This is a genomic window from Nitrospira sp. CMX1, assembly GCF_054902215.1.
The window spans coordinates 26,634-39,137 of record NZ_JBUBKD010000063.1 but is presented as its reverse complement, the minus strand read 5'-3'; the positions used below and the strand labels follow the sequence as shown (position 1 = coordinate 39,137).

The 12,504-nt window shown below is 56.1% G+C and carries 13 protein-coding genes; all 13 read right to left on the bottom strand.

Features of this window, described 5'->3' with window-relative positions; translation table 11 throughout:
* Positions 1–290: 290 nt before the first annotated feature.
* On the bottom strand, positions 291–1,040 hold the full coding sequence (locus ACYX34_RS15795; protein WP_462077536.1) for a sigma-70 family RNA polymerase sigma factor: 750 nt from the start codon (positions 1,038–1,040) through the stop codon (positions 291–293).
* Positions 1,041–1,060: 20 nt separating this feature from the next.
* The gene (locus ACYX34_RS15790) at positions 1,061–1,930 is read right to left on the bottom strand and encodes a MinD/ParA family protein (RefSeq protein WP_462077535.1); all 870 of its coding nucleotides are present in this window, start codon (positions 1,928–1,930) and stop codon (positions 1,061–1,063) included.
* 19 nt (positions 1,931–1,949) lie between these two features.
* The gene (gene flhF / locus ACYX34_RS15785; protein ID WP_462077534.1) at positions 1,950–3,296 is read right to left on the bottom strand and encodes a flagellar biosynthesis protein FlhF; all 1,347 of its coding nucleotides are present in this window, start codon (positions 3,294–3,296) and stop codon (positions 1,950–1,952) included.
* Positions 3,297–3,304: 8 nt separating this feature from the next.
* Entirely contained in the window at positions 3,305–5,401 is a 2,097-nt protein-coding gene (gene flhA / locus ACYX34_RS15780; protein ID WP_462077533.1) for a flagellar biosynthesis protein FlhA, read from the bottom strand.
* A 25-nt stretch (positions 5,402–5,426) separates the two neighbouring features.
* Entirely contained in the window at positions 5,427–6,503 is a 1,077-nt protein-coding gene (gene flhB / locus ACYX34_RS15775) for a flagellar biosynthesis protein FlhB (protein WP_462077532.1), read from the bottom strand.
* The gene (gene fliR, locus ACYX34_RS15770) at positions 6,496–7,287 is read right to left on the bottom strand and encodes a flagellar biosynthetic protein FliR (protein ID WP_462077531.1); all 792 of its coding nucleotides are present in this window, start codon (positions 7,285–7,287) and stop codon (positions 6,496–6,498) included. The genes flhB and fliR overlap by 8 nt, the downstream gene beginning before the upstream one ends.
* Positions 7,288–7,397: 110 nt before the next feature.
* Entirely contained in the window at positions 7,398–7,667 is a 270-nt protein-coding gene (gene fliQ / locus ACYX34_RS15765) for a flagellar biosynthesis protein FliQ (RefSeq protein WP_462077530.1), read from the bottom strand.
* A gap of 90 nt (positions 7,668–7,757) precedes the next feature.
* Positions 7,758–8,525: a flagellar type III secretion system pore protein FliP gene (gene fliP / locus ACYX34_RS15760; RefSeq protein WP_462077529.1), complete on the bottom strand. Its 768-nt coding sequence runs from the start codon at positions 8,523–8,525 to the stop codon at positions 7,758–7,760.
* On the bottom strand, positions 8,515–8,922 hold the full coding sequence (locus tag ACYX34_RS15755; RefSeq protein ID WP_462077528.1) for a FliO/MopB family protein: 408 nt from the start codon (positions 8,920–8,922) through the stop codon (positions 8,515–8,517). The genes fliP and ACYX34_RS15755 overlap by 11 nt, the downstream gene beginning before the upstream one ends.
* Before the next feature lie 19 nt (positions 8,923–8,941).
* Positions 8,942–9,310, bottom strand: a complete 369-nt coding sequence (gene fliN / locus ACYX34_RS15750) for a flagellar motor switch protein FliN (RefSeq protein ID WP_462077527.1) — start codon at positions 9,308–9,310, stop codon at positions 8,942–8,944.
* Positions 9,311–9,335: 25 nt separating this feature from the next.
* Positions 9,336–10,310, bottom strand: a complete 975-nt coding sequence (fliM, locus tag ACYX34_RS15745; RefSeq protein WP_462077526.1) for a flagellar motor switch protein FliM — start codon at positions 10,308–10,310, stop codon at positions 9,336–9,338.
* Between the two features lie 11 nt (positions 10,311–10,321).
* Entirely contained in the window at positions 10,322–10,873 is a 552-nt protein-coding gene (locus tag ACYX34_RS15740) for a flagellar basal body-associated FliL family protein (protein WP_462077525.1), read from the bottom strand.
* A 266-nt stretch (positions 10,874–11,139) separates the two neighbouring features.
* The gene (locus tag ACYX34_RS15735; RefSeq protein WP_462077524.1) at positions 11,140–12,498 is read right to left on the bottom strand and encodes a flagellar hook protein FlgE; all 1,359 of its coding nucleotides are present in this window, start codon (positions 12,496–12,498) and stop codon (positions 11,140–11,142) included.
* Positions 12,499–12,504 lie beyond the last annotated feature (6 nt).

Here is a 12,504-nt window from a genome sequence, read left to right as displayed (position 1 = left end):
TGGCAGATCAGCGTTCGTCTAAGCAGGATAGATTCTACCCAGCGAGCGGCACATTATTCCTGGCCGACACCTCACCCTCAGCCACATGATTCATGACCGTTCAGCAACTCAGACCCCCGACCACTATCGAGCGATGAAACGACCTGGGCAACGTATTTCATGGAGCGTCGTGCACGATGTGTCCAAATGTGGAAACGACATGCGCTTCACGCCTTGCGAACAACGAGCCACGAATATTGTCAGAGCGGCATATCGGAAGGTGCCGGAGAAGCAACCATCAATCGTGCGGGCTAGCTGATCGCTTCCAGGGTTGCTTTGAGTCGGATGATGGCTTTCGTATGGATTTGGCAGACTCGCGATTCAGTGACCTTGAGAAGTTCTCCGATTTCTTTCATGGTGAGTTCTTCATAGTAATACAGCGTGAGGACGAGCCGTTCTTTTTCCGGCAACATCTGAATCGCCCCGGCAATCGACTCGCGCTCACGTTCGTTCACCAGTGAAGAGAGGGGATCGGGGGTATGGGTGTCCGCTAACATCTTCACCACTTTGTGACCGTCCGGCTCATGGAGGCTCAGATCGTCCACACTGATCATGACCGCTCCCCGAGCCCGTGTGATGAACTCATCCAGCTCTTCCAACGACATCTTCAACTCGGCCGCGACCTCCTCATCCTGCGGCGGCCGACCGAGGCGACTCATCAGGACGGTGTGTGTTTTTTGGAGGAGGGAAATGCGTTCATGGACCGATCGTGGAATCCAATCCATGGCACGGATCTCATCGAGCATGGCGCCTCGAATACGGAACTCCGCATAGGTCTTAAACTTGGCTTCTCGTGTCGGATCATATTTCGTCATGGCATCCATCAATCCGATGGTACCGACCGAAATCAGATCTTCCGCATCCAGGTAGGCCGGAAGCCGGAAGGCCAACCGATGGGCCATGGCACGAATGACGTGAGCAAACTCCTTGATCAGTTGCTCCCGCCTTCCCACTTGTGCCGAGAAAGATTTCCGCTCGTGTGGTAATGCCGCCTTACTCATAGTAATTGTCTAACCCTTCACTAGTTACCGGCATGCGCCGCCGACCGTTGCCACACCAACTGCATCGAGCTCTTCGGAAGGACAGGTTTCGGCCATTGCACGATCTGCCTGGCGAGTTTCTTGAACGCTTCCGATGACGGAGCCTCCGGGAATACCTCCAAGACGGCTTTCTGCTGCATCACCGCCATCGGCACATAATCATCGTAGGGAATGGCCCCAACCAATTCGAGAGCGACATGCAAAAACCGATCCGCCGCGACATCGAGCTTCCCGAACACTTCGGATGCCTCCCGAGGACTCTTCGCTTGATTCACGAGTATTTTGAAGCGTCGTTCTCGATATTGGCGTGCCAAGACTTTTATTAAGGCATAGGCGTCGGTCAGTGATGTGGGTTCTGGCGACACCACAACCAGGGTGTCATCAGCCGAGGAGGCAAAAAATGTCACGCTTGTGGAAATACCGGCACCGGTATCTATCAACAGCACATCCATCCCGCCGGCAAACTGCGCCAACTGTTCCTGGATGATCAACTGTTGCGATTCCGTCAATGTCGTCAGATGCGGAACCCCGGAACTCGCCGGCAATACATACACATCCGCAGGGCCCTTCAACACGATTTCGTCAAACGTATGGGTCCCGGCCAGCACATCTTCAATCGTATGCCGAGGAACGAGACCAAGGAGCACATCGAGATTACCCAGACCGAGGTCGGCATCCAGAATCAGGACCCGCTTCCCAAGTTTCGTGAGCGCCATGGCCACATTCGCCACGACATTGGTTTTCCCCACACCGCCTTTTCCGCTGGAGACGGCAATCACTTTGGGAAACGACGCACCTTCCGATCCGACATGATCCGACAGCAGGGCAGATGATCTGGATCTGAGTGGCATAGTGTGACCTCCAACCAAGTTATCGGTGATAAGTTCCCGTTGCTGCCAACACCGCTTTGAGTCCCGCTGATCGAACGGCCTGTCGAACCTGCCCGTGCCCATCCTCAGCGACGGACGTCGTGAGCCGGATCGCCAGCGCTTCCGGAGACGCGATCTCAATATCCCCTGGAACTCGCCGCCCGACGCTCCAGTACGACAGCGGAATACCCGTGGCATGTGCTACTTCGAACATCGTGCCACAAGATTCCGTTTCGTCGAGTTTGCTGAAGAGGAGACGGAGATGGGGAAGTGTCTTGACGCATCCGATCATCCGGCAGGCTTCTCGTGCGCTGGTGGAAGCCGGCAAGACCAGATGCGACGTGATCGTCTCGTGCTTCAACAGCCGTCGCAGTTCGTTCGCCAATGCCAGATCTTCCGGCGCAATCCCCGGCATATCCATCAACACAAGGTCCACTTGGGCATGACGACGTAGTCCGGCTTGCACCTGTCGGGCAGACATCGCACAGGCAAAGGGGACGCCGATGATCTTGGCATACCGCCTAAGCTGTTCCACTGCAGTCTCTCGATAGGTATCAAACGTAATCAGGGCGACCGACTTGCGCTGTTCCAGGCGATAGTACGCGGCGAGCTTGGCGACGGCGGAGGTCTTCCCGGATCCGCTCGGGCCGATCAGCAATCCAATCGCAGGACGTGCATGGTCATGGAGCAACGGTCCCGCCGCGCGCACACGCTGTATGATCTCCTGATGAAATGCGCGTTTTATTGACTGCTCGTCGGAGAGGTCGACCACGCGCTCTGCTTTCAGCGCCTCACTCAAGAGCGATTCGATCGTGGACGGCTGCATCCCCTGATCACACAACGATCGACGGAGCGTCGAAAGAAACGGCAATGATTGACCGGCCCGTGGTTCACGTGTTTCTGGCGAAAGGTCCTGAAGTAACCGACTCAATTCGCCGTACACTGCCCGTACCTGACGGAGGCGGTTTGGTTTGCCTTTCGACACGGCAGACTTCTTGGGCGTCTCTGGTCTATTGCGCACGACGGTCCTGGTCTCACTGATGGGCTCCAAGACACCTCGCAAGGTCTGCTGGAAGGTCGTCATCGAGACAACGGTCGAGGGATGATCTCCAGGCGGTGGTATTGCGGGAGCGGATGCTTGAACTCTGACGCCCTCCGGTACAACCAGCGGGCGCTCGCGCTCAACGGCCGCCATGACCTCTAACACGGGATGGTTGAAGGCTCGCAGAATTCGCCCCCCCTCCCGCACCTCTTTGGAGGACAGGATGATGGCATCGGGTCCCAATTCCTCTTTGATAGCCCGAAGGGCATCCTGCATCGTCAGCGCATGAAATGTCTTGACCTTCATCGGCTATCCTAGGACGGCTGAGCCAACTCGAAATCGACCCGCACCGTGTCAAGCGACTGTAATCGGACAAACGAATCGACCTCATTGAATCCCATCACTGGGACCGAATGAAGAATGCGATCGCTGTGGCGACGAAGATGCCGCCGAACGGCCTGTGAACAAATGATGATCGGTTGTTGCCCACGAGCCGCCACCCGTTCAGCTGCCTGTTTGATCCCCGTCAGAAGTTTGTGCAGGACGGTCGGATCGAGCTGTAATGCAGCGCCCGGCGGAAGCGCCGCAACTTGGTCAGCCAACGACTGATCCAGCCGGGGATCCAAGGTAATCACCTGCAGGCTGCCGTCCGATGCTTGATACTGTTTGGTGATCGTCCTCGCAAGCGCTTGCCTGGCATACTCGGTCAGCAGTTCCGGATCTTTACTATGCGCGGCTTGATCGGAAATGGCCTCCAGAATGGAACGCAAATCTCGAATCGGAATGCCTTCCTTAAGCAGATTGCCGAGAACCCGGACAACGGTTCCCAACGGGACCATCGTTGGAATCAGCTCTTCCACGAGCTTCGGATGGGATTTGCCGACCTCATCCAGAAGTGCCTGAACTTCCTGGCGTCCCAATAATTCATGACCATACCGCTTCACCAGCTCGGACAGATGGGTGGCGATCGCCGAACTCGCATCCACAACGGTATAGCCGGCCATCTGAGCCTGTTCTCGCCCATCTTCAGGAATCCAGAGCGCCGGCAGCCCAAAGGCAGGCTCCTTCGTCGCAATGCCTTGAACCAACCCCTTCTGCCCCGTCCCTGGATCAATTGCCAGCAGATGCCCCGGCAAGACATCCGCCTTGGCCACCTCCACCCCCTTCAAAAGGATGGCATATTCGTTCGGCCTCAACTGAAGGTTGTCACGAATATGGATGGGGGGCACAAGAAATCCCATGGTCTCTGCAAACTGCCGCCGGATCGCTTTGATCCGATCAAGCAACGCGGTGCCTTGCGTCCCTTCCACCAGACCGATCAATCCATAGCCCACCTGAACTTCCATCAGATCCAACGGCGTCACACGGGTTGGCCCTTCATCAGCTTTAGGAGACGCAGGTGCTGGGGGTGGAGCGGCTTCCCGGAGTTCCTCCTGGTACAAGTGGTACGCCATCCACGCAACCGCACCGCCCAACACCAGGAACGCCAGATGCGGCAAACCCGGGACCAACCCGAGAGCGAGAAGAATCCCCGCTGCAATCCCCACGGGCTTTGAGGACATCAGCAGCTGCTTCGCCATCGCCCCCCCGAGGTCCATTTCGGAAGCCGCCCGCGTCACGACAATACCGGCTGCCGTCGACACGATCAGGGCAGGAATCTGTGCCACCAACCCCTCGCCGACGGTCAACACCGTATAGGTTTGAGCTGCGAGTCCCGGACTCATCCCTTGCTGCAAAATACCGATGGCAAGCCCACCGAGGATATTCACGAGGGTGATGATCACCGCCGCGATGGCGTCGCCGCGAACAAACTTACTCGCACCGTCCATCGCCCCGTAGAAGTCCGCTTCTTCGGTGATTTCCCGCCTTCGTCGCCGTGCGTCGGTTTCATTGATCAAACCGGCATTCAGATCCGCATCGATACTCATCTGTTTACCGGGCATGGCATCCAACGTGAACCGAGCCGCGACCTCAGCCACACGGCCTGCTCCCTTCGTGACCACCACAAAGTTGATGACGACGAGGATCGTGAAGACGACGAGGCCGACAGTGTAATTGCCGCCGACAATGAAATTGCCGAACGCCCGGATGACTTCACCCGCCGCCCCGGCCCCTTCATTGCCATGCAGGAGGATGAGCCGCGTCGAGGCGATATTCAGCGACAAGCGAAACAACGTAATCATCAAGAGAATGGATGGGAACACCGAGAATTCGATGGGCCGACGTACTTGGAGCCCAACCAAGAGAATGATGACGGAGAGGGTGATGTCAAAGCTGAGCAACAAGTCGAGGATGAACCGCGGCAACGGTAGGAGCATCACCATCAGAATGGCGACCACCCCCACGGACATGAGCACGTCCGGGTGTTTGACGAGCGGAGATGAACCCGCTGGTTCTGTGACGGTTGCCATCGTGGTTAGAGCCTATACGCCCGACTTACGCCGTGACCCCTTTCGCGCGATACACAAAGGCCAAGATTTCCGCTACCGCGCGATACAGATCCTGTGGAATTTCTTTGCCGACATCGACGAGCTTGAAGACCGTCCTCGCGACGAACTTATTTTCCACGACCGGCACGCTATGGTGCCGTGCCAATTCCCGAATCCGTTCCGCGAGCACGCCGGCGCCTTTAGCCACCACGACCGGGGCTGTCATCGTGGCCGTGTCATACTTCAGCGCCACAGCCAAGTGCGTGGGGTTCGTGATCACGACATCGGCAGTCTTGACGGCCGCCAGCATGCGCTTCTTGATCAACTCCCGCTGCACCGTTCGCACGCGACTCTTGATCAGAGGATCGCCTTCCGCCGCTTTCTGTTCTTCTTTAATCTCCTGCTTCGACATGCGGAGACTGCGTTCCCATTCGTAACGCTGATAGGCATAGTCCAAGACAGCCAGTAGGGCGATCGCCCCCGACACGGCCAATCCGATCTTGAACGCAAGGCTCCCCGCCATGGGCAACACGGCACTCAACTCAAACTGAATCAACTCCGGAACCCTCAGCACATCATGACGGGTCACCCAAACCCCAATTCCGGTGATGATCGCAATCTTGAGCAGCCCCTTGATGAGTTCGACGAGAGAACGCAGCGAGGCCAGACGTGAGAATCCCTTCGCCGGATTGATTCGGCTCCAATCGAGCTTGAAGGCGGTCGTTCGCCACAACAACCCCGTTTGGAGGAGGGTGGCCAGGCTTCCCAGCGCGACGATCCCCAGCACGATCGGAAGGCTCAAAGCACCCACCGTCACACCGGTCTGAATCAGGATCGTGTAGACCTGATCGATCGAGATGTCTCGATACCACTCTCCGGGAAACGAGAGGGTTAACCCTTGCCGAGTCATCTCCGTCATTTTCTGGAGACCGACCGGCAACATGGCCCCCAACAACCCCACACCACCGAGGAGCACGGCCGCCGTCGACACGTCGCGGCTCACTGCGACCTGCCCTTGCCTGCGCGCCTCCTCCTTGCGTTTGGGGGTCGCCGGCTCCGTCTTATCTCCCAAGTCGTCAGCCATGTCCCAGTACCCTCATGAGACCGAGGATCGTAAACTGCAATCGCTCGATTTCCTGAATCAACAGTTCCACTGTAAAAGGCATCGACAAGCTAAGAACCGCCAGGCCTCCGACGATGGTGATGGGGAAACTCAGCACGAACACGTTAATTTGACTGACCGCCCGTCCAAGTATGGCCAGTAGGATATTGATCATTAGAATGATGATCAGCACCGGCGCGGCAAGTTTGAGCCCCACCATGAACATCTGTTGAGAGAGACGCAGGACATCATCTCCGGCTCCGGACGGAAACGAGGCCCCGAATGCCGGGATAGATTCGTAGCTGGACAAGATCGTGGCGACAATCAGCATGTGTCCATTCAACGAGAGCAGAACAAGAGACGCGATGAGTGTAAAGTACTGAGCCATAATCGGTGTTTGACGGGACGTGGCAGGGTCGAAAAGCTGGACAACACCGAACCCCATTTGGATGCCGATCATTTCTCCCGCCACCTCAAAGGCTCCAAAAAACAGCCGGACGGCCAAACCAATCGCTAATCCAATCACCAGTTCGCTGAGCAGCCCGACGGCCAGGACAAGGGGATCGTAGGGCACCGTCGGGAGATTGATGAAGGGCGCCAGCAGCACTCCCAACGACAGTACCAATGCTCCTTTGATCTTCATTGGGACCGTGCGTCCACTCAGCACCGGCAATGCGGCGAGGAGTCCTCCGATTCGAGAAATGAGGACTAAAAACGCCTGGAATTCAGGAAGCAGTATCTGAATGGTCTGGGTTAACCCCATCATCCCTTCCTAGCAGACCTCACAACGGTCCGTTCAACCTCATCCTCACGTCGCTGAGCAGCTCGCCATCCCCCCCGGAACGTCACACATCACCATCGTCGTTCAGCAATGTGTCAGTGCACGTAGTTGGGAATATTCATCAGGAGATTCGCCATGAACGTCGTCATGACGTTCAACATCCACGGAAGAAACACCAAGAGCGCTCCGAAAAGCGTCAACACTTTCGGGACGAACGTCAGCGTGGCCTCGTTGAGCTGAGTCATGGCTTGAAACGCACTGATGAGCAGCCCGACGATCAGACTCAGTCCGAGGATCGGAGCTGAAACGAGGAGCGTAGTTTCCAGCGCCTGCCGACCCAGTTCCGTTACTATTTCAGGTGTCATGGCTTTCTCCTCACAGGTCCTCGTCTCAACTCGTTGCCAGCAGACTCATCCACAAGCCCTGTCGCCCCACGCACACGAAGGATCGTGAAGTCACTGAAAGCTGCGCACCATCGAGCCGACGACCAGATACCAGCCGTCAGCCAACACGAAGAGGATCAATTTGAATGGGAGGGAGATCACGACCGGCGGCAGGAGCATCATACCCATCGACATCAAGATGCTCGCAACGACCATGTCGACGATCAAAAAGGGAATATAGATCAAGAACCCGATTTGAAAGGCAATCCGCAACTCGCTCAGAATAAATGCGGGAATGATGGCATGGGTGGGAACCTCTTCCACCCGATCAGGCTTGGGGATGCGACTCAACTGAATGAACAACTCAAGGTCTTTGTCCCGCACCTGTTTCAGCATGAACCCTCGAACGGGTTCGATCCCCTTCTTCCACGCATCTTCATAGGAGATTTGTTCGGCAAGCAACGGCTGCAGCGCGTTGCTGTACACCGACTGTCCGACCGGTGCCATAATGAACACCGTGAGGAACAGAGCTAAGGACAACAACACTTGATTCGGGGGCACTGCTTGAGTCCCAAGCGCCTGGCGCAAGAACGCCAAGACAATAACGATCCTGGTGAACGACGTGACCATGATGAATAAGGCCGGCGCCAAAGAGAGCACCGTCAGGAGGATGAGAATCTGGAGAACCACGGCAATCTGTTTCGGCCCGCCGGTCCCCAAATCAATGCTGACGGATGGGCCGTTTGCGGCTGCGTCCGCGGTCGACGCCACAAGCAGCATCCCCACCCCGACGACAATCAACCTGCCGAGGAATCTTGAATGAACGTGATCAGCGACCATGCGGTTCCTTCTCATGATCAGCCCACTGAAGCGGTTGTCGTTGAAGCCATGAGGCAATATCCCCTCCTGGGACCGAGGTCGTCTCAGTGGACGGCTTTTGATCTCGTAACCCGAGCAATTTCCGTAGATGCGCGGTATCGCTGATCCGTCCGAGGGGAATGAGATCCGTCGCTGTCGCCCCAACAATGAGGTACTCGCCGGCGACCTCCACAAGACTGATCGTCTTGCGTGGAGCAAGGTAGCCACTGGCCAGCACCTGGACCAGTGGCTGACCATTGGACTTCCCTGCCCGCCCTCCCATCATCCGACGAGCCACCCAGGCGACGATGCCGATACAGAGCAACACCACGGCCAGCGCCGAGACCGTTCGAATCAGGCTGTCCCATATGTCGATCACAGGCTCTCCTTCTCAGCACTCACCGCAATTGCTGAACACGTTCGGCCGCACTGACAACATCAGTCAACCGAACACCGAACTTTTCGTTCACCACGACGACTTCGCCGCGCGCAACCAGTTTATTGTTCACCATCACGTCCATTGGTTCGCCTGCTAATTTGTCAAGCTCGATGACAGACCCCTGCGCCAACTGCAACAGGTCGCGGATCGCCATTTTGCTGGATCCCACATACACCGTGACGTTCATGGGAATATCCAGAATAAAATCGATATTCTTCGGACTGCCTCCGCTTTCGGAACCCTGAACAGGCGGAAACGATGCGAGCTGTGGAGAAGTCCCTCCACTGGCCTGAAGATTCGGAGATGTCGTGGATTCTGATTCGGCCATGGTCGTTCGCGTCCTCCGGTCCTGTTTAGGTCAGCACTTTGGTCACGCGACATGCGTGATTGCCCTTGTAAATCCCAGGACTCCCTTCTAATTTCTTGTATCCTTCGATAAAACATTCGAGCGGATCTCCCGGTCGCTGATCCAGTAACACCACATCACCGGGGGAGAAGTTGAGCACATCCTTGACGGTTACCGTGGCGGTTCCCAGCCGGACCACAATCGGCAAAGGACATTCCTGCAGGCGGTCTTGGAATCGTTGACTCCAGTCACCATTCTGGTCGATTTGGTCGGAAACCAAGCCGGAATACAATTTTTCCTTGATCGGTTCGAGCATGGTGTAGGGATACACAATGTAGAGCTCACGGGCGGTTTCCCCAAGAACCACCTGCAACGTCACGACCATCACGATTTCAGAAGACGTCACCACCATTGCAAATTGCGGGTTGCTTTCCGATCGTACGTATTCCACTTTCACCTGCGCGACAGCGTGCCACGCCTTTTCAAGATCAGCCAACGCCTGAAGCAATAGCTTTTTGATCACGCGTAACTGCACCGGGGTAAAGTCTCGACCTTCCGGTTTCACGTGAGTTTGCCCCTTGCCGCCAAAGAAGTAATCGATGATCAAGTAGACGAGAAATGCGTCCATTACATAGAGCGCGCTCCCGCGCAAGGGGGACATGTGAAACACATTCAATGAAGCGGGTTGTGGGATCTTTTTGAGAAATTCGCCGAACTTGACCACTTGGGTCCCGACCACCGAAAAATCAATGGCATCACGAAACATATTGGTCCAGGCAACGGATTGACGGCGAATAAACCGATCGTTGATCATTTCCATCGTAGGCATTCGCCCGCGAATGATCCGCTCCTGATTGAATAAATCGTATGCCGTGACTCCCTTTGCGGTCGGTTCACTTTCCTTGGGAGCCGTGTCGACGTCTCCTGAGACGACCCCCTTCAGAAGTGCATCGATTTCGTCTTGTGATAAGATTTTTTCCATGCTGGCGATCGTTACTGAACGACGAAATCCGTGAAATAGGCCGAACGAACGCCCGGCTTGGGGAGCAGCCCATTGATCCGCTGTGTGATCTCATCCCGCAACTGAAACTTCCCTTGCGTGGTCCTCACCGCATTCACATCCTTGCTGCTGAGCAACACCAACACCGCATCACGGACCTGAGGAACGCGCGCCGACAGGTCGGCGGACACCGCATCATTGTCGACTTCAAGCTTGACCGTCAGCTTCAGGTAGCGCACATCCGGCACATCCGCCAAATTCACGATGAACGGATCCAGGTCAAACATGACCCCTGGGGCTGTCGCCTGTCCTGGTTTGCCACCCGCTTCGCTATGAGGGTCGGTCTTGGCCGCTGCCTCGGCTTTATGCTCGTCGGCATGTTCGGCATTTTTGTCGGATCCGCCGAAGAACTTGACGGCCACGATCGCTCCTCCGACGCCGAAGAGGAGGGCGACCACTGACACAATGATGAGCAACTTGATTGGAAATGCCGGAGCAGGGGCCACTCCCGAAGTTTTGTCATCCGTCTCGGCTGCATCTGCCATAGCTCCTCCTTGAAGGCCTCAACGCCCCCTAAAGCGTCTGCAATGCATATGCCATTGAACGATTTGTGGCCACCGGCCTCGATACTTCGCAATAGATGTATTTGACGCGAAGTTTTATAAGAAGTAGCCCAGGTAACCGGCACTTTACGACTGTACCGTCAGGCGAGTGATTGACACCGTCAAGAAACTGACGTGATGGGCGGACGCGTTTCAGGCTGAACGTACGGCCCGGGAAGACTGTTCCTCCCGGGCTAGAACCGATGAACCTATCGTTTCAAGTTGACCAACTCTTGAAGCACCTCATCCGAAGTCGTGATGACTCTGGAATTTGCCTGGAACCCTCGTTGCGCGGCAATCATGTCAATGAACTGTTCGCCAAGATCCACATTGGACAACTCCAGGGTATTGGAGAGGACTCTCCCAAGGCCGGCAGAGGTCGCCGCGCCGATTAAGGGTTGTCCGGAGGTGCCGGATTCGGCAAACGTGTTCTTTCCGGTTCGCACAAGACCGAGCGGATCCGGGAATCTCGCCAACGCCAACTGGGCCAACGGACGAACCTGCCCATTGGAGAATCTCCCGTTGACCATCCCATTGGTCTCCACGCTGAACGTCTGGAGCGCTCCGGCGCCAAATCCATTCTGAGATTGTTGAACCAACCCTGAGGCCGCTCCGAATTGCGTCGTCAAATTCATTCCGGCCCCTCCATCAGTCGTCACACTTGTGCCGAAATTGAAGGTAATCGCCTGATTCGGAGTCGCGCCGACAAAATCGATTTGAGACTGTCCGACCGTGCTTCCGGCCGTGCCTCCGGCGGTGCCGCTATCATAGCTTGTGACCACACTCTCGGTGTCAAGCGCACCGGATGTCGTGAACGTCAGGCTGCCGGACGCCAACCGCACGATCCCATTCGAAGTATTAATGTTGGCGGCATTGTAATTGCCCGTGACGATCTCATTCGAACTGCCCACGATGTTATAGGTCCAGGTATTCGCTGAGGTCTTTGTAAAATAAGTGGTGAGGAGATGACTGTTGCCGACGGAATCATACACAGTGAGCGACGTAGAAAACTGAGCGGTCCCAGCGGGGTCTGTAAGCGAGAACGTCCCGGACGTCGATTGCGAATTAAGATTGGCGCCGATGTCGACCGTGCTGGTCGGATTCGGCGGAGCCGTTGTCGTGGGAAGCGTGACACCGCTGATGTTGGCAGTAGTGAGACCACTGGCATCGACCTGATACCCCTGAAGAAAGAATCCGCTTGGGTCGACAATACGATTTTGCGAATCCAGATGAAACTGTCCTGCGCGAGAATAGTACGCCGCGCCAGCTGCATCGCGAAGGACGTAAAAGCCGTTGCCGTCAATGGCAAGATCGAGCGAATTGCTCGTGGTGCTGAGCGACCCCTGGCTGAAGTCTCCCTGTACTCCGTTGAGCGCAACTCCCAAACCAGTCTGAATCGCGCCACCCGCCCCTCCCAGTGACGAACTGACCAAGTCGGCGAACACGGAACGACTCGATTTGAACCCGACCGTGCTTATATTCGCGATATTGTTTCCCACGACTGATAATGCATTTCCGTTTGCATTGAGCCCACTGACGCCTGTAAACAGCGACGATAGAATTCCCATCGGTTC